Below are 21,211 nucleotides of genomic sequence, written 5' to 3'. Positions count from 1 at the left end.
CCCTGGCACCTGCCGGACCCGGCGCGACCCCGCCACCGGCGCGGTGAAAGTTTCGCCGCGTTTCCTGCGGATTCCGGCCCCCACCTTGCCGAAAAGGTTTTCGGCGCGCACCGTAGCGGAGGTCATATCGGAACCCATTGATGAAAGGGGACGCGATGCGGAACCGCGGCCTCCTGCTCGTCACCGCCACGATCGGCCTCGTCGCGGGCGGCGCGGCGGTTGCCACCACCTCGGCCGGCGCCGCCGTCGCCGGCTGCCGGGTGTCCTACACGATCAGCTCGCAGTGGCAGGGCGGGTTCGGCGCCAACGTGGCGGTCACCAACCTCGGCGACCCGGTCAACGGCTGGACGCTGACGTGGAGCTTCGCCCCCGGCCAGAGCGTCACGCAGGCCTGGAACGCGACCGTGACGCAGAGCGGCACCAGCGTCTCGGCCGTGAACGCCGGGTACAACGGTGCGCTGGGCACGGGCGCGAGCACGTCGTTCGGTTTCAACGGCGCGTGGGCCGGCGCGAACCCGGTGCCCGCCACGTTCCGGCTCAACAACGTGGTGTGCACCGGCACCGCCGGCCCGACCGCGAGCGCCTCACCCACCCGGTCGGTGCCGCCGTCGCCGAGCACCTCCCCCACGCCCGGCAACCCGGGCACGCCGGGCACGAGGACGGTGCGGGTGTTCTGGCTCAAGCCGACCAATGTCGCGTTCGATCAGCGGTACCCGGACGGCATCGCCGGTGTGATGCGCGAGGCGCAGCGCTACTACCGCCAGGAGCTCGGCAAGACGTTCGCGCTCAACAGCACCGTGGTCGAGACGGTCAACGGCGAGCACGACACCACCTGGTACATCAACACCAACTGCGACCCCACCGGCGACCGGTACTGGTGCGTGGTCGCCAACATGCAGGCGGAGCTGCGGCGCCGGTTCGGCCTCGCCAACCCCGACAGCCGCTGGCTGATCGTCGGCGAGATCAGCGCCGAGGACGTCGGCAAGTCCGGCGGCGGCGCCGGCCCCGGCTGGGTCCTGCTGTCCGGCCACGACGCCGACGGCGGCGCCGGGGTCAACGGCCCGATGAACCGCTGGTACGGCGGCATGGTCCACGAGCTCGGCCACGGCTTCGGCCTGCCGGACTCGACGTCCACCGACGGCACGCCCATGTCCGCGTCGTTCTACAGCTACCCCAACACGCATTTCAGCCAGGCCCAGAAGAACGCCATCCTCGCCGGTCCCTACGGCGGCTTCCTCAGCTGACGCGCGCCGCGGATCCCTTGCCCGCAAGGGATCCGCGGCCAGGTCAGGTCGGCGCGAACGGGCTGATGCCGATCCACGACGGAAACGCGTTGCGCAGCGGCGCCGGCCCGTTGACGTCGATCCGGCCGTCGCGCAAGGCGGCGCGCAGGTCGAGCCGGCCGAGGAAGACCTCCGCCATCGCGCAGGTCCGCCTCGATGTACAGGTCCACGTCGTGCCCCGGGTCGCTCGTGCACAGATCGGTGTCGGGCGGCTGCACGACGAGCCAGAACGCGGGCGGCCGGCTGCGCGGGCGGAACCGGAAGTGCATGACGGTCCGCCCGCCCGGCAGGCTCGCCATGCGCAGGCGGCGGCGCAGGAACCACATGAGCAACCCGGCGTCGAGATGCTCGGCGTGCAGCTCGGTCGCGGCGAACTGGTAACCCCACCGGCCGAGCGCGTCAATCACCGGGCGCAGCGCCAGACCGGCCTCGGTGAGGTGATACTCGGGGCCCGGGCGGCGCTCCAGCAGCCCCGTGCGCTCCAGGCCGGCGAGCCGGGACGTGAGCAGGGCCCGGGAGATCCGCGGCACGCCGCGGTGCAGGTCGTTGAACCGGTGGCTGCCGGCGAGCAGCTCCCGCAGGATCAGCGGCGTCCAGCGCTCGGCGAACATCTCCGCGCCGAGCGCCACGGGACAGAACTGGCCGTTCGGGGACCGGACGCGGTTCACGTTGACGTCACCCGGCATGCCCGGCGTCACCCGCGAGCTGCCCGGACCCTCGCGCTCCGGGACCCCGTTCGGCGCCGCGCACCGGGGACGGTGGGGAGGCGGGTGTGCCCGTGTACCGGCCGGTCCCGGTCCGCGGCTAGAGTTGGGTCACACGGGCACGGACGGGAGGCGGCAGTGGCGCGGTTGGCGACGGAGGTTGCCGCGGAATTGCGCCAGCGCATCGTCACCGGCGAGCTGCAGGTGGACGACGAGCTGTCGTTCCGGGACATCATGCGCGACTGGGACGTCTCGATGCACGTCGCGTTCAAGGCGCTGAGGCTGATGCGGGACGAGGGCCTCGCCGAGAAGATCACCGGCATCCACGGGATGGTGGTGACCGAGGACGCCTTCGAGCTCGCCCTGGCGTGGCGGCCGGCGCCGCCGGTGACGTCGGACTTCGGCGCGCGGGTCGTGCGCACCGCGATCGAGCTGGCCGACGCCGACGGGCTTGCCGCCCTGTCCATGCGGCGCATCGGGGAGCGGCTCGGCGTGGCCACGATGACGCCGTACCGCTACGTGGGCACCCGGGCCGGCCTGGAGAGCATGATGGTCGACGCGATCTTTGCCGAGCACCCGCCGCCGCGCTCGCCGGCCGTCGGGTGGCGGGCGCAGCTCGAGCTGTTGTGCCGCATGCAGTGGCAGATGTACCGCGACCGGGCGTGGCTCGCCAAGACCGTGTCGTTCCGGCCGTCGGAGCTCAGCCCGCACGTGGCCGCGCACCTCGAATGGGCGACGCGGGCGATGGCGGACTGGGGCCTGGGCGCGGAACCCGCGTCGCGGGTGGCCGCGACCGCCGCCGACTTCGTGCGCGGGACCGCGATGGACATCGAGCGGGAGGCCGGGGCGGGGACCGACGAGGACACCGCGCTGTTCGAGTTCGGCCTCCAGCGCCTCCTGGACGGATTTGCACCGCTGGTCCGCTAGCGCCCAGGCGCGCCCAGGGTCCCGTTCAGACGGTTGCCGGCAGTGGGAACGCCAGCATCGCGTCGTCGACGAGGTCGTGCAGCGCGGCGACGTACGGTGGCACACCCCCCAGCGTGCGCACCGCCTGGTGCACCTCGGCGAGCATCCCGTCAACCCGGCCGTGGTAGCGGCGCAGCTGCTCGGGGGCCGTCAGCCGCTCCTTGAACTCGGCCCGGGCCGCCGCCGACGTCGCCGCCGCGGCGTACAGCGCCAGCAGCGCCGGGCGTTGCGCCGCCGGTACGCCGTCCAGCAGCAGCATCACCAGGAACGTGGCGGCGCCGTTGCGGATGTCCTCGTCCCGGCCGGTGACCAGGTCACGCTGGTCGTTGGTCAGCTGCCGCAGGACCCCGAACCGGCGGCCGACGTCGCGCCACCGCTCGACCCGGCCCGGGTCGGCGCCGGCCAGGCAGGCCGCCATCGCGGTGGCCATGGCGTACGGCGCACCGGTCTTGCCCTCGTAGCTCGCCAGCACCGACGCGACCGTCGCGTCGACCGGCCGGGCCGTGTAGTCGAGCAGTTGGCCGCCGATGCCGTCGAGCCATCCGCGGGACAGCTCGGCCAGGGCCGCGACCTTCGTGGCGTCCGGCACGCCGGCCTCGCCGACGAGCCGGACCGGCAGGTGGCTGCCGACGCCCAGCGCCGCCAGGATGTCCGCGTTGCACCGCGCCGGGTCGGCCCGGATCTCCGGACCCCCGTCGGCCAGGTCGTCGAGGTAGCGGGCGGCGGCCCACCACAGCAGGTGGATGACCGCCGCCGGCCGGCCGCCCGTCGGGTCGCCGGTCTCAGCGGCGTGCACGAGCAGCGGCAGCCGGATCATCACGTTCACCGCACCGGTCGAGCCACGCGCGGCCAGGTTGCCCAGGAACCCGGCCAGGAACTCGGCCATGGCCGCGTCGGCGACGTCACCGCTGGCCCGCAGCCTCGCCACGAGCCCGGTGAGGTCGTCCTCCACCGCGCCGACCATCTCGGCAACGTCCGTCATGCTGTCCCCCACGGTTGTCGGTGCTTCACAGCGCGGCCACCGCCCAGGAGGCGAACGAGGCCAGGACGTAGTAGCCGGCCAGTCGCGCATCCCAGCGCTCCGCCCGGCGGAAGCGCCACCACGCCAGGGCCGGAAGTGCCAGCGGCGCCAGCGTCAGCACCGACCAGCGGGCCGTCAGGCCGAGGACCACGGTGGCCCCGACCGCGCTCAGCACGGCGACGGCGACGGTGGCGGGCAGGCCGAAGGTGGTGACGTAGGTGCGTTCCCCGGGCCGCGGCGCGCGGGTGATCTTCTTCGCCACTTCCAGGTGCAGCGTCGCGAGGCTGACCACGGCGAGCGCGGCCCAGAACGACGGGTCGAAGCCGCCGCCGGTCGCGCGGAGGTGGATGACGTACAGGTACAGGTGCAGCAGCAGTTGCACTGGGCTGCTCAGCAGCAGGGTCAGCACGAGGCGCCCGGGATCCGGGCCGGGGAGCAGCAACAGCAACGCGTAGGCCAGCTGCACCGCGATCACCAGCGCCGCCCAGCCGTCGAACACGTTCAGCAGCACCAGGAGCGCGGCGATCCCGGCGTACCAGCGCAACAACGACGACCTGGTGACGGCGCCGGCGGCAAGCGGCCGGTCCGGGTTGTGCACGCGATCGTAGGGCAGGTCGCGGATGTCGTCGACGATGCGCATGAGCAGCATGTCGAGGGCGATGGTGAGCGCGGCGAGGGCGGTCCCCAGGCCTGGCCGCCACGGGCCGCTGGGCGGGCCGGTGAGGGCGAAGAGGCCGGTGACGCCGTAGGCCCAGCAGACCGCGAACAGCACGGACGGCACGAGTGGGTAGCTGCCGCGGATGAAGGTCCTCATCGCAGGTGTACCGGGAGGCGCCAGAGGCCGCGCAGGAACATGCCGTCCCGCCACGCGGGAGTGTCGGGTGCGGCGCGCAGGTCCGGGAAGCGGCGTAGCAGGGCGCCGATCGCGGCACGCAGCTCGACCCGGGCGTGCGGGGCGCCGGGGCACATGTGCCGGCCGTGGCCGAAGCCGAGGTGTGGGTTGGTGGGCCGGTCGAGTCGGAACTCGTCCGGGTCCGAATAGACCGCTGGGTCGTGGTTGGCGGCGTCGGTGAGCGGGATGACGACCTGCCCCGCCCGCAGCGGCACGCCGGCGAGTTCCGCGTCGGCGAGCAGGATGTGTGGTTGGCCGCCGGTGCCGGCGAACCAGACCCAGCGCAGGAGTTCTTCGACGGCGGCGGGGATCAGGTCGGGCCGGGCGATCAGGGTGCGGCGCAGTTCGTCGTCGTGCAGGAAGTGGTACGCGCAGCTGCTCAGATGGCTCGCGGTGGCGTCTCCGCCGGCCATGACGAGACCGGCGGCCATGACGACGATCTCCTGCTCGGTGAGGGTTGCGGTGAGGGTCGCCAGGAATCCGGTGCCGAGCCGTTCGCGGAAGTAGCCGTGCATGGCGGCGGTCGCCGCGGTGACCTCGTCGGGTGCGCAGCGGCCGGCGGACATCATCACGTCGGTCCAGGCGGCCAGTTGGTCGACGTCGCCGTCCGGCGTGCCCATGATGCGGCCGACGACGAGGTACGGCAGCGGCCGCAGGTACGTCGCGACGAGGTCGACCGGTCCGGGCTTCGCGGCGACGGCGTCGAGCAGGTCCTCGGCGATCTGTTCGATCCATGGCCGGTCGGCTTCGGCGGCGCGGTGGGTGAAGGCGGCCTGCACTGCGCGGCGGCGTCGGGTGTGCAGTGGTGGGTCGGTGGTGGCCAGGGCAAGGGTGTCGGGGCTGCGGGCGAACATGGTGCCGCCGTGCCATTGCTGTCGGCTGAATCTGGGGTCGGACAGGACGGTTTTCACGTCGGCGTGGCCGGTGACGAGCAGCGCCGGGTGATTGCCGCGGATGCGGACGGGGATGAGGGCCTGCGACCGGAACAGCGCGGCGTGGGAAGGGTCGAGGGCGACGCCGGGGCGGCTGTCGAACGGGAACTGGGTCATGCGGGGTCCGTCTCGGCGAGGATGCGGACCGTCCCGGCGGTGCCGTCGAGTTCGATCAGCGCGCCGTCGGGGATGCGGGTGGTGGCTCCCGGGACGGCGACGACGGTCGGTACGCCGAGGAGCCGGCCGGTGATGGCGGTGTGGGACAGCAGGGTGCCGCGTTCCACGACGAGGCCTTTCGCGGCCATCATGAGGAACAGCCAGCCAGGGTCGGTTTCGCGGGCGACGAGGATCGCATCGCGGCATGTTTCCGGTGCTACGGACGGGTCGAGGACGAGGCGGGCCGGGGCGCGTACGACGCCGGGTGCGGAGCCGAGGCCGGTGAGCACGTCGCTGGCGGCGACCGGGGCGGCGGTCACCTCGACGGCGTCCGGGAGTGTGTCGGTGAGCGGGCCGGTGGCTGGGGTGCGCAGGAGGCCGCCGTGGTTGGGGCGGGCTTCGGTGAGGAGGCGTTCGCGGCGGCGGGCGGCGGCGAGGTCGCGGAGGGCGGCGCAGGGCAGGGTGCCGTCGTAGGCGCCGAGGACCTCGGCGACGGTGAGGTCGCGGATGTCGAGTGGGTCGTCGAGGTGGCCGGTGGTGTGCAGGTCGCTGCCGAGCCGCCACAGAATCTCGCGGGACAGCCCATACAGTTGGGTGCGGCAGAACCGGGTGTCCTCCCGGACCCGCGCGATATACCGCACATAGCGAGCGAGGCCGCGCACAACGGTGCGGCGCAACCGGCCGGGGCAGCGTGTGGTGAGTTCCTCAGCGGCCTGCTGGGCGGCGCGGTGCTCGGTTTCCAGCAGGGCTTCGACGGTGCGGCCCTGGCTGATGTACGGGCGCAGCAACTCCAGCACGGTCCACGGCTGCTGCCGTGGCGTGGCTTGTTCGAGTTTGAGGTCATGCAGGGCACGGTCACCGTAACGACGCAGGTAGTCGGCAGCTGCCTCGGCAAGGGCCGCGCCGTGCCGCCCGGCCGTGATGTCGTGCCACACCTCGCGGGGCCGTTCGCCGGACTCGACGGCGGCACGCAGGTCCGGGTCGGCGGCGACCAGTTCGGCCAGGGCGACGGCAGCGCGGACTGCTTGCAGCGACCGGTTCGCCGGCCCACCGGTCAGCAGGCCGGTGAGCATCCCCTTGCCACCGGCCGCCCACCGGTCCAGCAGCCGCATCAGGGCTTTGACCGCGAGCAGCCCGTAGATGGAGTTGGTAAGGGTCACGCCCCAGCGGACGCTCATCGCCGCCCATAATCTGCGGTATTCGTCGACGAGTTGGTGTGGGGTGCGCCCGGACAGGTCACCGGCGTCCGCCACGACGCCGTCCCACCAGCGCAGAAACTCTCTGGCGCGGCGGGGGTGGCGGGTGGCACGCAGGACCGTGCCGGGCAACGCCTGCCACGCGCGGCGACGGGGGCGGGTGACGGGTGGGCGGGCTTCGCCGGTGATGCCCATGCCGTCCTGCCACACGTCACGGACCAGGTCGAACACCGGCATCTGCCCATGCAACGCGTGCCAGGCGGCGAGGCGGTAGTAGACGCGCCCGTCGAGGTGCGCCACCAACTGCTCCAGGTGGTGTCGGTTAGCGTCCACGGTGCGAGCCGACACGCCCATGCGGTGGTACAGGTCGCCGAACGCGCGCCGGTAGAACTCCTGCGCTTGGGAGAAGGTGAGCGCGCCGGACACACCTGGGTAGCTCTCGGTGATGTTGTGGTTGGCCCAGTACAGCGGCGGTCCCGCGGGCAGCACCATCGGCCGCGCCTGCACGAGGTGCAGCACGCCGTCGGCGGTGATCGTGCCCTCAATGTCCTGCGGGCCGCCGAAGAACACCTCCACCCGCGCCGCGAGCGCGGCGACGGCACGGGCGGTGCGGTCATCCAGCACCGGCGCGGCGGCCAAGCCTGCGGGCACCGGCAGCAGCGCGAGCTCGTCGCTGCCGGCCGGGGGCGGACCGACCATGCGTTCCTTGCGGACCAGGTCAGCGGTGACGGTCGTGCCGGTGACGTGGAAGTGGTCGATGTCGGCCTTCTCCTGCACCACGCCCTCGCCGATGCCGTGCGCGGCGGCGATGACGGTGCGGCGGGTGCCGTCGCGCGGGTCGCGGGTGAACGCCACGAACGAGCGGGTGCCGGGCACCATGAGCTGCACGCCGACCGCGATCCGAGTCCGGGCCGGGTCCAGGCCGCGATGCTGCCGGTAGGCGATGGCCCGTGCGGTGAACGCCGACGCCCAGCAGGCCGCGATCCGGTCCGCGACGCGATCCGCGGGCACGTAGAGGAAGCTGTCGCTCATCCCCGCGAACGGGTCTGTCCCGTCCTCACCGTCCTCGCCGTCCACTGTGGACGCAACAGCGCAGGCCCGGACGGCGAACACCGCGTCAGGGCCGAACCGGGCCCGGACCTCGGCAAGAATGCCGTCCGGCACCGGCGCGGCCCGCAGCGCGGCCTGCGCCCTGGTCCACCGATCGGGACCGTCGCCGAGCTCGACGGTTGCGAAGGCGTCGTCGAATGCTGTCGCTGGGACCGTAATCAGGTCCGGCACTGGGAATCCGGCGGCTCGCATCTGGTGCAGGCGGGCGAACTTGTGCCCCACGAGGGCCGGGTCGGTGACGTCCAGGACGGTCGTGATCGTCATGTCTCGTTCCAGCCGTCGATGTGAATGACGTCATCCAACGGACCACGCCGCGCCGGGCGGAAGTCGCCGCCGATCGGATACGCGGTCGGGATCAATGCACCCTGCCGGACGTGGCCCGGCAGCCGCAGCAGCGCGGCAACCTCAGCCTCCCGATCCAGGTGCACACTCGTCCACGCCGTGGCCAGGCCGCGGGTGCGGGCGGCGAGCATGTAACTCCAGGCGGCGGGCAGCAGCGACCCCCACGTGCCGGCCTGATTACCGGTGCTGAGACCGTTCGGCAGCGAAAGGCACGGCACCACCAGAACCGGCACCTGCCCGAGATGCTCCGCGAGATACCGAGCGCTGACCATGTCCCGCGGAGGCACCGTCGGGTCGGTGACATCCGGCGGATACCGCTGCTCGAACGCCGCCCGGTACACCTTGCCGATCGCGGACCGCAGCCCGCCGTCGGTGACGACGATCCACCGCCAATGCTGACGACCCGCCCCGGTCGGCGCCTGCACAGCCAGCTCCAGGCAGGCACGCACGTCGGCGACGTCAACGGGACGGGTCAGGTCCAGGCGACGGCGCACCGACCGGGTCGTGGCCAGAACCTCCTCAGCGTGCATCACCACACGCCCGGCACGAGCCGTTTGCGGCCCACGGCATAGTCGCGGTAGCCCGGCATATCCCACAGCACCTGCTCCTCCACCCGCAACCGCCACACGATGGACCCGACGAGAGCGCACAGCGCCAGGACCGCGGCGGGACCGGGGAAACACCCGACGAGACCCAGATGGGCCAGGATCATGCCGGCGTACGCCGGGTGCCGGACCAGACGGTACGGCCCGTGTGTGACCGCGACCTGGTCACTGCGACGCACCACATGATGCGAGTAGAACCGGCCCAACGTGCGGATCGCGGTCTCCCGCAGCACCACACCACCGACGAACAGCGCAACCGCCGCCCAGAACCACGCCGGACGCTCCCCCGGCACCAACAGGCAACAGCCAATCACCGCCAGGCGGGACGCACCGTACGGCACGATCGTCCACGCATCCTGCGGCGCACTCGTAGCCCGCAACGCCACCGGCGCCTCCACCAACAACCACAACACATACAGACCGATCACCACCAGCACGGCCGGATCGGCACGGTGCACGTAGACGCCACCGGTGAGCAGCCCGAACGCGGTGACGAAAATGATCCAGGGTGCGGCTCTCATGCTTTCCATTCCGGTCGGTGCGTCACGCGGACCTCACCTTGCGGTAGGCGGCTGGCGACATCGTGTGGGTGACGAGCCGGACGGTGCCGAGGTCGGTCGTCCCGGCGTGCAGGTCCATGTCGAACGCGGTCCGCGCCCGGGGCTTCCCGTCCGGCCGGCGCCAGCTCACCCGCAGCGGCAGGTCGGCGGGAGGAGCGGCCGGGATGTCGGCGGCCAGGTCGATCCAGACGACATGGACGTCGTACGGGTGACCGTTGGCGATGTGGCCGAGCATCAGCACCAGCTGCCGGGCCGCCTCGATCACCTCGATCGGGTGCCGCGGGCCGCCGGACGCGGCGAGGGTCGGGCAGCGGAGCACGGCGCAGGTGACCTCACCGGACGGCGTCTCGATGGGCGCACCCAGCATGACGGTGCTCAGGTCGGCCCGGTGCACGAGCTTCGGCTCGGCGCGGGCGGTGAGCGTCGCGGTCCCGCCGCGGCCGGTTCCGGCGGCCGGGCCGGCCGCGGGAAGGGCCGTCTCGGGCAGCACGGTGACGGTGCCGCGGCAGATCTCCCGGATGGTGTCGCCGACGGACTGGGTGGCGGTGAGATCGAGGGTGTCACCGGCGTCGTCGCAGTGCAGGTCGACGGCTCCTTCGAGTTCGCCGAACGCCGGGAATGCGAAGGTGAGCCGCAGCCGCCGGTCCGGTCGCCGCAGTGCGCCGCCGGTGACGTCGTCGGCGAGGCCGAGCAGACCGGCGATCAGCAGATTGCCGGGCAGGTGGTCGACCGGGTGGTCGAAGAAGAACGGGTGGTGCCGGTCCACGCGTAACGGAACCGTCCGCATCAATTCCCCCATTCATCTCCATCACGCGGTTAGAAGCCTCGAATTATGGTTTCGAAACTCGCGGCCGTCAATACCGTGCAAAATCGCTGGAATTCGCCGCACCGTCACGCTTTCGGGTGATTCGCATTCATCCTGACGGTGTTCGGCCGATAATCCCGCACCAGTTGCGCACGAATGCGAAACAATGGGGTAACAGGCGGCACAAATGTCTGATGTATTGGCCCATTCAAATGGCCGGGTAGTGCGAGGTTCGCCGGGGCCGGTCGGGGACCCGTTCAGCGGCCGGAGCGGGGGACCACCACGCCGTACTCGTAGGCGGCGATGACCGCCTGGACGCGGTCGCGGACGCCGAGCTTGGCGAGCAGCCGGCTGACGTGGGTCTTGATGGTCTCGGTGCCCACCACGAGGTGCTCGGCGATCTCGGCGTTGGACAGGCCCTCGGCGATGAGCCGCAGGATCTCGGTCTCCCGGGGTGACAGCGCCGGGAGCGCGCCCGTGCCGGTGCCGGTGCCGGGCCGCAGCCGCTTGACCTCGCTGATGAGCCGCCGCGTGACGGTCGGCGCCAGCAGCGCCTCGCCCGCCGCGACCACCCGCACCGCCTCGAACAGCCGCTCCGCGGCCATGTCCTTGAGCAGGAAGCCGCTGGCGCCGGCGTCGAGGGCGTCGTAGACGTATTCGTCGAGGTCGAACGTGGTGAGCATGACGATCCGCGGGACCGGGCCCGGCTGGTCGCCGTGCAGGATCTCGCGGGTCGCCTGGATGCCGCCCATGACCGGCATCCGCACGTCCATGAGCACCAGGTCCGGGCGTAGGTCCCGGCAGCGCCGTACCGCGGCCGCACCGTCCTCGGCAGTGCCGACGACGGTGAAGTCCGGCTGGGTGTCGAGCAGGGTCGCGAACCCCGCGCGCACCGCCTCCTGGTCATCGGCGACGACGATGCGCACCGCCACGCCGCCGCCGCTCACCGCTGCCCCACCGGCAGCGGCAGCACCGCGCGCACCACGAACCCGCCGATCGGGCCGTGCGTCGTCTCCAGGGTGCCACCGGCCATCGTCGCCCGTTCCCGCATCCCGACCAGCCCGAACCCGGAACCCGCCGGCGGCACGCCGGTGCGCCGCGCGGCCGGGCCGGTGTCCCAGACCGCCAGTTCGAGCGCGTCGGCGCCGAAGCTGACCTCGACGTCCACGGCCGCGCCGGGTGCGTGCTTGCGGGCGTTGGTCAGTGCCTCCTGCACGATGCGGTAGGCGGTCACTTCCAGGCCCGGGTCGAGCCGCCGGTACCGCCCGCAGACGATCAGATGGATCCGCGAACCGTCGGCCTGCCGGGCCTCGTCGACCAGGTTGACGAGCTCCGCGAGGCACGGCTGCGGCAGCGAGTCGGCGGCCTCCCCGTCGTCGCGCAACACGCCGAGGACCCGCCGCATCTCGGCGAGCGCCAGGCGCGCCGTGTCGCCCATCGCCAGCAGCCGGGTCGCCGCGAGCTCCGGCAGGCCGGGCGTGGCCAGGCGGGTGGTGTCCGCCTGCACCGACAGCAGCGAGATGTGGTGGGCGACGACGTCGTGCAGCTCGCGGGCGATGCGGGCACGTTCCTCGCCGATCGCATAGGCGTGGGTGATGCCGTGCAGGTCGTCGTCGGCGGCGGCGCGGCTCGCCGACTCGGTGCCGGCCCGGGCGGTCGCGCCGAGCGCGAGCGCGCCCGCGGACACGACCAGCAGGGCGGTGCCGAACACCCGGCCGCCCACGCCCGTGCCGGCGGGCCCGATCGCATACGCCACATACGGCAGCGCGAACAGTTGCGCGACCCGGCCCGGGGCCCGCGCGCCGACGAGGTAGAGCATGACCGTCTGGGCGAGCAGCGCGGCGACCGCCGGGCGGTGCCCGAGTGCCGCCGTCACCAGCGTCGCGCCGGTGCCGGCGGCCGCCGCGAGCACGAGGTGGACCTGCGCGACCGCGACCGGCAGGGTGGCGCACAGCGCCAGCGCGGCGGCGGCCAGCAGCCCACCGGTCGGCTGGTCGGCGGCCAGGACTGCCTCGGCCGCACCGAGCGTCCCCAGCACCGAGGCGGCCACGACCGGCAGGCGGGGCACCGCGGTGTCCGGAAACCTCGGCAGGCGCACGCCGCCAGTATGGACGAGCCACCCCGGCGCCGGGTCCCCCACGAGAGGGAGGTGACCGCGGAAGATAGCTCGCGCCCGTGACGGCGCCGAGCTGTGCCGCCGCCATAGGGTCACGTGCATGCCCAACTTCGCCATCGAGGTTCGTGATCTGACGAAACGCTACGGCTCGACCGTAGCGGTCGACAGGCTGAGCTTCACGGTGCAGCCGGGGACGGTGACCGGCTTCGTCGGTCCCAACGGTGCGGGCAAGTCGACCACCATGCGGGTGATGCTCGCCCTCGACACGCCCGACGGCGGCGAGGCGCTCATCGGCGACCGGCGCTACAGAACGTTCCGGGAGCCGGCCCGCACGGTCGGCGCGCTGCTGGACGCCGAGGCAGTGCACCCGGGGCGGCGTGCGGCGGATCACCTGCTGTGGATGGCGCGGTACAACGGCATCCCCCGCAGCCGCGTCGGCGCCGTGCTGGAGCAGGTCGGGCTGAGCTCGGTCGCGCGCAAGCGGGTCGGCGGGTTCTCCCTCGGCATGCGGCAGCGCCTGGGCATCGCCGGCGCGCTGCTCGGCGACCCTCCGGTGCTGATCCTCGACGAGCCGGTCAACGGCCTCGACCCGGAGGGCATCGCGTGGATCCGGGGCCTCCTGCGGTCCCTCGCCGGCGAGGGCCGCACGGTGCTGATGTCCAGCCATCTCATGGGCGAGCTGCAGGACACCGCCGACCACGTGGTCGTGATCGGCCGCGGCCGGCTGCTCGCCGACACCAGCGTGCGGGAGCTGCTGGACAAGGTGTCCAACGGGCGGGTGGAGGTGCGCACCAAGGACCGCACCAGGGCGATCGACGTGCTGTCCAACGCCGGCGCCACGGTGGCCGTCATCGGCACGGACACGGTGACGGTCACCGGAATGGCCGCCGAACGCGTCGTGGCCGCGCTCACCGCCGGCGGCGTGCCGTTCTCCGGCGTCGGGGAGCACCGGGCCTCCCTCGAGGACGTGTACATGGAGATGACCCGCGAACACACGACGTTCGCCGCGCCGGCCGACGAGCCGGGAGCATGGGCGTGACCGGGCCGCTGACGATGGTGGCGCGGGCGCTGCGGGCGGAGTGGACGAAACTGCGGTCGGTGCGCAGCAGCGGCCTCGCGCTGCTGGCGATGGCGGCGCTGACGCTGTTCCTCGGCCTGCTGTCGGCCACGCTCAGCGACAGCGCCGTCAACCAGGGTGTGCTCACCGTCGACCAGTTCCACTTCGTCCACCAGCCGATGACCGGGGACGGGACCGTGACCGTCCGAGTGTCGGCGCAGGCCGACAGCGGCGCCTGGGCGAAGGCCGGCATCATGGTCAAGGCGAGCGCGGTGAGCGGCGCGCCCTACGTCGCGCTCATGGTCACCCCCGACCACGGCGTGCTGCTGCAGGGCAACGCCACGACGGAACTGCGCCGGCCGGACGCCCGCGGCGACCGCTGGCTCCGGCTGACCCGCAGCGGGCAGGCGTTCACCGGCGCCGAGTCGGCCGACGGATCCGCGTGGCACGACGTCGGCACGGTGACCGTCGCCGAGCTGCCCGCCGAGGCGCGCGCCGGGCTGTTCGTCGGCTCGCCGCCCTACGTGCACTTCATCGAGATGCCGCACGGGGAGTACAGGAAGTACGACCCGACGATCGGCGAGGCGACGTTCGACCACATCTCGGTCGGCACCGCCACCCCGGATCGCAGCGCCTGGCAGGACACCGACGTGACGCCGAAGGACCCGCAGGAGGCGCCGCCGCCGCTGGACAGCGGCCTGCCCAACCTGGAGCTCCTCCCCGGCGGCAGCACCTGGACCGGCGACACGTCCGTGACCGTCAAGGGCGGCGGCGACATCGGGCGGGCCGGCCTGGGCGGCATCGACCTGGCCGACTTCGACCGGGTGAAGGCCAGCCTGTTCGGTGTGCAGCTCGGCATCATCGGCGCCATCGCGCTCGGGGCTCTCGCGATCACGTCGGAGTACCGGACCCGCACCATCGGCACCACGTTCGCCGTGCAGCCGCGCCGCGGCCTGGTGCTGGCCGCGAAGGCGGTGGTGCTCGGCGGCGTCGTGTTCCTCACCGGGCTGGTGATCGGCGTGGTCTGCTTCGTCGTCACGCAGCCCCTGCAGGAGCAGGGCGGCTTCGGCCCGCCGGTGTACGCGGAGCCCGCCCTCACCGACCCGGTGGTCATCCGGGCCGTCGCCGGCGCCGCCGGATACCTGGCGCTCATCGCCCTGTTCAGCCTGGCCGTGGGCACCGTCATCCGGCGCACGGCCGGGGCGGTCACCGCGCTGCTGACCCTGCTGGTGGTCATCCCGGTCATCGTCGCCGGCAGCTCCGAGACCGCCGACGGCTGGCTGCGGCAGTTCACGCCGGTCGCGGGCACGTCGATCCTGCAGTCGGTCATGTTTCCGCCCGGGTCCAACGACACGGTCACCGGCCCGTGGACCGGCTTCGCGGTGCTCTGCGGCTACACGGCCGCCGCGCTCGCCGCCGCGTTCTGGCTCCTGCGCAAGCGGGACGCATGACCCACGCGATCCGCGCCGAGTGGACCAAGCTGCGCACCCTGCCGTCCAACGTCTGGTCGATGGCCGCGATCGCCGGGCTCCTGGTCGCCGGCGCCGCTGCCGTCATCATGATCACCGACGTGCCCGGCTGCGACGGCGACCGCGACGGCTGCCCCACCCACGACACGACCGTCCTGCTCCTGTCGGGCACGCACTTCGCGCAGATCGCCGCCGTCGCCCTCGCCGCCGCGCTGATCTGCGGCGAGTTCCACCCGCGGCTGATCCGCACGACCCTGGCGATGAACCCCCGCCGCGCCACCGTCTTCACCGCGAAGGCCGTTGTCGTCGGCGCGACGGTCCTGGCCGCCGGGGCGCTGGGCGTCGCCGCCGCGCTGCTCGCCGGCCCGCCGTTGCTGTCCGGCCGGGGCCTCACCGCCGGCCTCGGCTACCCGCGCCCCGACCTTGCCGCCGGCGCACTGCACCGCGCGGCCGCCGGCACGGTCGTCTACCTGATCCTGGTGGCGCTGCTGACCCTGGGCGTGTCCGCCGCGATCCGGCACGCCGGCGCGTCGATCGGCGCCATGTTCACCCTGCTGTACGGCCCGTACCTGGTGACGCTCCTGGTCCCGATGCCGGCCGCGACCCTGCACCGCGTCCAGAACCTCTCGCCGATGACGGCCGGCCTGGCCGTGCAGGCGACCGTCGCCGGCAGCGGCCCGGCGCCCCTGGACCCTTGGACGGGCATCGCGGTGCTCGCCACGTACGCGGCCGCCGCGCTGCTCCTCGGCGGCCTGCTGTTCAAGACCCGCGACGCATGACCGCGCCCGCCTCGTCGCGGCGGTGCTGATTGGTACCGTGTGGGGTCCGCGGACCGGAGGTGGCGATGGGCGCACCGTTCGCGGTCGAGTTGTGGCTCGTGCCGCACTGCCCGCACGCCGACGCGGCCCGCCGGCTCCTCACCGAATACCTGGACGCGTTGCGGCTCGACGTGCCGGTGGTGGAGCGGGTCGGCGACTTCCTGTCGCCGACGATCGTGGTCGCCGGCCGGGACGTGGTGACCGGCGACGTTCCGCCGTCGGGCGTCGCGGCGTGCCGGTTGGATCTCCCGACCCGGCCGCAGCTCGACCAGGCGCTGCGGCGCGCATCGCACCCCGCGGCGCCCGAGTAGTCGGTGTCGCGCACCACGCGCCGTTCATGGACGGGGTGCGTACATGATGACGGCGACGCCGAGCAGGCAGATGGCGGCGCCGATGAGGTCGTAGCGGTCGGGACGGAACCTGTCGAACGCCATCGCCCAGCCGAGGGAGCCGGCGACGAAGACCCCGCCGTACGCGGCGAGGATGCGGCCGAAGTTGGCGTCGGGTTGCAGGGTGGCGACGAAGCCGTAGGCGCCGAGGGCGGCGACGCCGGCGCCGATCCACAGCAGGCCCCTGTGCTCGCGGACGCCCTGCCAGACGAGCCAGGCGCCGCCGATCTCGGCGATCGCGGCGAGCACGAACAGCAGGATGGACCGGATGATCGTCATGGGCGTATGGCAGCACACCGGCGTGGTGCGGTCCCGGCGGGGGCCGCACCACGGACGGCGTTCAGCAACCGCAGCCTCCGCCGCCACAGCCGCAACCGGCACCTGCCACGGCGGCGAGCCGGGCGGTGCGCCGGCGGTGCAGCCACCACATGCCGAGCGCGAGGACGGCGAGCCCGGCGGAGACGGCCAGGAGGGTCTTCTCCAGGATCGCCGCGCCCGCGCCGGTGAGCACCCCGGCGGCGATCAGCAGTGGCAGGGCGCAGCAGGCGGCGCAGGCGAGCGCGGCCAGCCCGCCGGTGACCTTGCTCTGCGTCGGCGGCGTGTTGTCCACGGGCGGCGCGACCCGGCGCACGGCCGGCGTCTCAACGGGCCGGCGCATGCGACGCCCTTCCCGCAGCCGCGGCGCCGGCCCGCTCGGCGAGCGAGGCGAGCACGTCGGCGTACCGGTCCGGCACCGCAATGTCGAGCGTCACCACCGCACCGTCCTCGGCCGGCTCCCGGGGCTGCGGGGGCTCCGGGTGCTGCGGGGGCTGCGGGGGCTGCGGGGTGACGGTGAAGGTGAAGAACGAGCAGCACGCGGCCTCCCGGGCGGTCAGGTCGCGGACCGTCGCCTCCAGTCCGGCCGCACCGCTCAGCCGCATCCTCGCGTGCGTCGGCGAGATCAGCTCGACCTGGCGCACGGCGGCGGCGAACAGGTCGTCGAACTCGCCGAGCCGCAGCGGCCGCTCAGCCGTGGGCAGCGTGCACGCATCGGGAACCACGAACGCCATGACAGGGCTCCTTGACCGGGTTGTTCAGCGCCACACCGGCGCCGTACTTCCACGACCGTAAGCCTGTACCTGGGTACCGGATGCAAGAGCGACGTCATGGATAGTCGGGGAGGGTGATGTCGGTCGCCAGGCGGTTCGTGCCGCTGAGGAGCAGCTGCCACGATCGTTCAGGTTCGCGGCGGCGGTGCCGATCTGACGTGCTGGCGGCGATCGACGGCACCAGGAGGCAACGACATGCGGCGGCCCCGGGGTGTCGACGCGCTGCTGCCGGCCGGCGCGCTCGCCGCGGTGCTGGCGGTGCTCGCCGGGCTGGTGCTGCCCTCACCGGCGGCCCGGGTGGTGATCGTCGTGGCCGACCTGGTGCTGATCGGCGCGCTGACCTACATGTTCCATCGCACGGCCCGGGTGCCGGGACTGCCGCGGGCGACCGCGCGGTTCTGGGCCAGCATGGTCTACGCGATGCTGGTCTACACGACCGGCATGGCGGTCGACCTCGGCGCGCTACTGGTGACGGCGGCGAGCGGCCGGGCGGTGCCGATGTTCGGCGCGGAGCTCGTCTACCCCGTCGCCGGCCTGTTCATCATGTACGCCGTCTTCCGGTACCCGACGGCGGCCCACAGCAGGTCGGAGCGGCTGCGTCTCGGGCTGGACGCCGGCATCGTGCTGGTCGGGGTCGCCGCGTTCGTCTGGTACTTCACGGTCAGCCGGAGCTGGTCGCCGGGGCAGAGCTGGCTGGCGCTGTCGGAGAGCCTGGCGCTGCCGGTGACGGTGCTCGTCGCGGGGTTCGGCGTCCTGCGGGTCGCGTTCTTCGGCACGCGGCTGCTCACCCGGCGGACCCTGGCGTGCTACGCCGCCTGCATCACGCTGACCGGGGTCGCCACGGCCGTCCCGGACCGGGCGGAGGAGGTGCCGCTGGGGGCGACGACGCTGCTGCTGCTCGCCCAGCTGTGCTCGCTCGGCGGGGCACTGCTGCAGTACCACGCCAGCCGCAACGGCACCACGCGACCGTCGGGCCCCGCCCGCCGGCCGTTCAGCGTCCTGCCCTACGGCGCGTCGGCCGCCGCGTTCGGGCTCCTGGTGGTGGTCGTCGGGCCCGGTCTGGACTGGCGCCGATGGGGTGTCCTGGCCGGCACCTGCGTCCTGCTGGCCCTGGTCACCACGCGGCAGCTCACCGCCCTGCGGGAGAACGGGCACCTGCTCGCACAGAACCGGCTGCTCACCGAGCAACTGCAGCACCAGGCGTGGCATGACGAGCTGACCGGACTGGCGAACCGGGCATACCTCGGCCGGCACGTGGAAGAGGCGATCCAGCGGTACACCACGACCGGCGCCGACACAGCGCTGCTGCTCATCGATCTCGACGGGTTCAAGGCCGTCAACGACACCCTGGGCCACGAGATCGGCGACCGGCTGCTGTGCGAGATCGCCGACCGCCTCGTCAGCGTCGCGCACGAGGGTGTCGTGTGCCGGCTCGGCGGCGACGAGTTCGTCGTGCTCACCGAACGCACGGGCCGGCACGCCGGTCCGCTGGCCGACCGGCTGCTGCGAGCCGTCGCGGCACCGGCGGTCATCGACGCGCACACCACCAGGGTCGGCGCGAGCATCGGCGTCGCGTTCGTCAGCCAGGCCCCGACCGGCATCGTCGACCTGCTGCGCCGCGCCGACGCCGCCATGTACGCCGTCAAGTCCGCGGGCAAGAACAACTGGCGCCTCAGCGAACCGGACGCCCTGGCACGGACCCTCGCTACCTGACCGCCTGGTTCCACGCGCCCTTCCCGGGCAGGTCGTTGAGGTTCCACAGCACGATCGTGCCCTGCTGGTTCCAGGACAGCAGCGCCGACTTTCCGTGCACGGCGTGGACCTCGACCATGTTGTCCGGGCCGCCGAACGACCACCCGGTCTGGCCGGCGAGCGTCGCGGTGAGGCGACCGGCGGCGGCGTCCCAGACGTGGACGTGGCCGGCCCAGTCCCCGGTGGCGAGCAGCGATCCGTTGTCGTTGAGCGCGATGGAGGTCGTCGTGGCCTGTTTCAGGGCACCGGGGATGGTCACGGTCTGCCTGACGGTCCCGGCGCGCAGGTCCCAGACGCTGACCTTGGCGGCGACCCGTTCGGCGGCGCCGACGCTGGTCGCGACGGCCAGCGACGACCCGTCCGCGCTCACGGCGAAGGCGTTGACGATGCCGGTGAGCTGACCGAGCGTGCCGGGCATCGGCTTGGGCTTGCCGTCCGCCGCGTTCACGAAGTGCAGGCCGTCGTTGGCGTGGATCGCCATCGTCGTGCTGTCGGGCAGGTAGGCGATCCCGTACACGCCGCCGCCGCGCTCGGTGCGCTCGCCCGGCGCGGTGAAGCCGGCGACGCCGCTGCCGGTGGCCGTGTCCCAGGCGAGGATCGAGGAACTGTCGAACATGCTCGCGACCAGCCGGCTGCCGTCGTTGCTGAACGCCAGCGACGAGACGTAGTGGCTGCGGATGCTGGACGTGTTGGGCTTGGGCGGCCCGGGCGGCGGGATGGCCAGCTTGGCGGCGAGCTTGTGCGCGGCGACCTCCCACAGGTAGATCGGGCTGCCGAGGTCGTCGCCGATGTCGTTGCCCGCCTCGGCGAGGAACCGGCCGTCGGGGCTGAACGCCAGCGCGGTGGGATACCCGACGGGCAGCGGCAGCGTCTCGACCAGCTTGCCGCTGCCGGTGTTGAACAGGAACGTCCGGTCGCCCTCCGGGCTGGCCGCGAGCAGGGTGCCGTCGGGGCTCAGCCGGGCGGCCTTGACCTCGCCGGCGCCGTCGGGGAAGTAGAAGGAGTGGATCACCGGCGCGCCGACCGGCCCGGGGATCTGGGCGATCGCCAGCGCGGCGAAGGCGGACGTGGCCGCGAACGCGCCCACGAGCGACGCCAGGACGGCGACGCCGGGGAACCCGCGGGACCACGAGCCCGGCCCGCGCGGCAGCGGCGTGGCGGGCGGCGCCCCGCGCAGGTCGAGCCCCGGCACCCGCGCGGCCCGGACGATCTCGACGGCGGACAGCAGGGTGACGGTGACGGCACCGCCATAGAACACGGCGATCCCGAGCCCGTCGGTCGGCGGGTCGGTGTGCCGCATGACCCGCAGCAGTTGCGGCAGCACCCAGACGATCGCGGTGGCCGCGACCGGCGCGAGCAACGGGTGCCCCTCGGCCGCGCGGAACAGGTTCGTCAGGCAGAAGTACGCCGAGATCAGCATCACCCACAGCAGCGACAGCACGATGCCGATGAACAGCAGGATGAGCAGGGCGGTGCCGAGATAGGCCAGCACGGCGTGCCCGGAGTCGTGCAGGGTGTGGAAGACCAGCCGGCCGAGCCAGTATCCGAGCATGCCCGCGACGATGGGTGCGGCGAAGAAGACCGGGAAGAGCAGCATCGTCCGCAGCGGGATCCACATCCGCCGCGCCACCGCGCCCCGGCTGGCCGCCGAGGTCGTCAGGACCAGCACGGCCATGGTCGTCAGCACCGCGATAGACGCGGTCAGCAGGCCGAAGACGAGGTCGATCAGCCGCTCGAAGGGGTCGAATGCGGAGCCGTGGATCCCGGCGGTCATGAAGCTGACGACAATGGTGAGGACCAGGCCGACCACGTTGCGCACGAAGCTCAACCTGGTGACGACGGTGTCTTCCTCGAACCATCTCCGGTCGTCGCGGACCTGGAACGGGCCCCGCTCGTCGCCGGATCCTTGAAATGATCTCAGCCGCGCGCGCAAAGCGGTGAACAATTCCG

21 protein-coding genes are annotated in these 21,211 nt (G+C 72.8%); 7 read left to right on the top strand and 14 right to left on the bottom strand.

Translation table 11 applies throughout. The annotated features are described in order from the left end of the window. Positions 1-155 precede the first annotated feature (155 nt). Positions 156-1,244, top strand: coding sequence for a cellulose-binding domain-containing protein (locus AB0K00_RS09080; protein ID WP_363517771.1), 1,089 nt, complete (start codon positions 156-158; stop codon positions 1,242-1,244). Here AB0K00_RS09080 and AB0K00_RS09075 read toward each other — a convergent pair. Beyond that, entirely contained in the window at positions 1,223-1,951 is a 729-nt protein-coding gene (locus AB0K00_RS09075) for a helix-turn-helix domain-containing protein (protein ID WP_363517769.1), read from the bottom strand. The genes AB0K00_RS09080 and AB0K00_RS09075 overlap by 22 nt on opposite strands. A 174-nt stretch (positions 1,952-2,125) precedes the next feature. Between AB0K00_RS09075 and AB0K00_RS09070 the strand changes: the two genes are divergently transcribed. Continuing rightward, a complete protein-coding gene (locus tag AB0K00_RS09070) occupies positions 2,126-2,914 on the top strand; it encodes a TetR/AcrR family transcriptional regulator C-terminal domain-containing protein (RefSeq protein WP_363517766.1) in 789 nt (262 codons plus the stop codon). 25 nt (positions 2,915-2,939) lie between these two features. Here the strand turns inward: AB0K00_RS09070 and AB0K00_RS09065 are convergent, their stop codons facing one another. The 9 genes from AB0K00_RS09065 to AB0K00_RS09025 form a co-directional block, all read right to left on the bottom strand. Next, positions 2,940-3,935 (bottom strand): polyprenyl synthetase family protein, encoded by a 996-nt coding sequence (locus AB0K00_RS09065; protein WP_363517763.1) that lies wholly within the window; start codon positions 3,933-3,935, stop codon positions 2,940-2,942. Between the two features lie 25 nt (positions 3,936-3,960). Beyond that, positions 3,961-4,788, bottom strand: a complete 828-nt coding sequence (locus AB0K00_RS09060) for a hypothetical protein (RefSeq protein ID WP_363517760.1) — start codon at positions 4,786-4,788, stop codon at positions 3,961-3,963. Continuing rightward, complete coding sequence (locus AB0K00_RS09055; RefSeq protein WP_363517757.1) at positions 4,785-5,915, bottom strand: cytochrome P450; 1,131 nt, start codon at positions 5,913-5,915, stop codon at positions 4,785-4,787. Before AB0K00_RS09055 ends, AB0K00_RS09060 begins: the two co-directional genes overlap by 4 nt. Then, positions 5,912-8,524: a PEP/pyruvate-binding domain-containing protein gene (locus AB0K00_RS09050; RefSeq protein WP_363517754.1), complete on the bottom strand. Its 2,613-nt coding sequence runs from the start codon at positions 8,522-8,524 to the stop codon at positions 5,912-5,914. The genes AB0K00_RS09055 and AB0K00_RS09050 overlap by 4 nt, the downstream gene beginning before the upstream one ends. Further along, on the bottom strand, positions 8,521-9,132 hold the full coding sequence (locus tag AB0K00_RS09045) for a nitroreductase family protein (protein WP_363517751.1): 612 nt from the start codon (positions 9,130-9,132) through the stop codon (positions 8,521-8,523). Before AB0K00_RS09045 ends, AB0K00_RS09050 begins: the two co-directional genes overlap by 4 nt. Further along, positions 9,132-9,728, bottom strand: coding sequence for an isoprenylcysteine carboxylmethyltransferase family protein (locus AB0K00_RS09040; RefSeq protein ID WP_363517748.1), 597 nt, complete (start codon positions 9,726-9,728; stop codon positions 9,132-9,134). The genes AB0K00_RS09045 and AB0K00_RS09040 overlap by 1 nt, the downstream gene beginning before the upstream one ends. Before the next feature lie 22 nt (positions 9,729-9,750). Further along, entirely contained in the window at positions 9,751-10,554 is an 804-nt protein-coding gene (locus AB0K00_RS09035) for an AfsA-related hotdog domain-containing protein (RefSeq protein ID WP_363517745.1), read from the bottom strand. A gap of 275 nt (positions 10,555-10,829) precedes the next feature. After that, a complete protein-coding gene (locus AB0K00_RS09030; RefSeq protein WP_363517742.1) occupies positions 10,830-11,519 on the bottom strand; it encodes a response regulator transcription factor in 690 nt (229 codons plus the stop codon). Further along, positions 11,516-12,670 (bottom strand): sensor histidine kinase, encoded by a 1,155-nt coding sequence (locus tag AB0K00_RS09025; protein ID WP_363517739.1) that lies wholly within the window; start codon positions 12,668-12,670, stop codon positions 11,516-11,518. The genes AB0K00_RS09030 and AB0K00_RS09025 overlap by 4 nt, the downstream gene beginning before the upstream one ends. Positions 12,671-12,788: 118 nt before the next feature. Here AB0K00_RS09025 and AB0K00_RS09020 point away from each other — a divergent pair, with 118 nt between their 5' ends. The 4 genes from AB0K00_RS09020 (at position 12,789) to AB0K00_RS09005 (ending at position 16,343) form a co-directional block, all read left to right on the top strand. Then, a complete protein-coding gene (locus AB0K00_RS09020) occupies positions 12,789-13,727 on the top strand; it encodes an ATP-binding cassette domain-containing protein (protein WP_363517736.1) in 939 nt (312 codons plus the stop codon). Next, on the top strand, positions 13,724-15,196 hold the full coding sequence (locus tag AB0K00_RS09015; RefSeq protein ID WP_363517733.1) for an ABC transporter permease subunit: 1,473 nt from the start codon (positions 13,724-13,726) through the stop codon (positions 15,194-15,196). The genes AB0K00_RS09020 and AB0K00_RS09015 overlap by 4 nt, the downstream gene beginning before the upstream one ends. Beyond that, positions 15,193-15,993 (top strand): ABC transporter permease, encoded by an 801-nt coding sequence (locus AB0K00_RS09010; RefSeq protein WP_363517730.1) that lies wholly within the window; start codon positions 15,193-15,195, stop codon positions 15,991-15,993. The genes AB0K00_RS09015 and AB0K00_RS09010 overlap by 4 nt, the downstream gene beginning before the upstream one ends. A 65-nt stretch (positions 15,994-16,058) precedes the next feature. Beyond that, entirely contained in the window at positions 16,059-16,343 is a 285-nt protein-coding gene (locus AB0K00_RS09005; protein ID WP_363517727.1) for an alkylmercury lyase, read from the top strand. A gap of 24 nt (positions 16,344-16,367) precedes the next feature. Here AB0K00_RS09005 and AB0K00_RS09000 read toward each other — a convergent pair whose 3' ends face one another. The 3 genes from AB0K00_RS09000 to AB0K00_RS08990 all read right to left on the bottom strand — a co-directional run bounded on the left by AB0K00_RS09000 (position 16,368) and on the right by AB0K00_RS08990 (position 17,470). Next, positions 16,368-16,700: a YnfA family protein gene (locus tag AB0K00_RS09000; protein WP_363517724.1), complete on the bottom strand. Its 333-nt coding sequence runs from the start codon at positions 16,698-16,700 to the stop codon at positions 16,368-16,370. A gap of 61 nt (positions 16,701-16,761) precedes the next feature. Continuing rightward, positions 16,762-17,079: a hypothetical protein gene (locus tag AB0K00_RS08995; RefSeq protein WP_363517721.1), complete on the bottom strand. Its 318-nt coding sequence runs from the start codon at positions 17,077-17,079 to the stop codon at positions 16,762-16,764. Then, the gene (locus tag AB0K00_RS08990; RefSeq protein ID WP_363517718.1) at positions 17,063-17,470 is read right to left on the bottom strand and encodes a hypothetical protein; all 408 of its coding nucleotides are present in this window, start codon (positions 17,468-17,470) and stop codon (positions 17,063-17,065) included. Before AB0K00_RS08990 ends, AB0K00_RS08995 begins: the two co-directional genes overlap by 17 nt. Before the next feature lie 234 nt (positions 17,471-17,704). On the opposite strand from AB0K00_RS08990, the gene AB0K00_RS08985 reads away from it, so the two are divergent. Next, the gene (locus AB0K00_RS08985) at positions 17,705-19,222 is read left to right on the top strand and encodes a GGDEF domain-containing protein (RefSeq protein ID WP_363517715.1); all 1,518 of its coding nucleotides are present in this window, start codon (positions 17,705-17,707) and stop codon (positions 19,220-19,222) included. Here the strand turns inward: AB0K00_RS08985 and AB0K00_RS08980 are convergent. Further along, a complete protein-coding gene (locus tag AB0K00_RS08980; protein ID WP_363517712.1) occupies positions 19,215-21,194 on the bottom strand; it encodes a hypothetical protein in 1,980 nt (659 codons plus the stop codon). The genes AB0K00_RS08985 and AB0K00_RS08980 overlap by 8 nt on opposite strands. Between the last annotated feature and the right edge of the window lie 17 nt (positions 21,195-21,211).

The sequence above is a fragment of the Dactylosporangium sp. NPDC049525 genome (genome assembly GCF_040676755.1).
Lineage (GTDB): Bacteria > Actinomycetota > Actinomycetes > Mycobacteriales > Micromonosporaceae > Dactylosporangium.
This window is presented reverse-complemented; position numbering and strand designations above follow the sequence as displayed.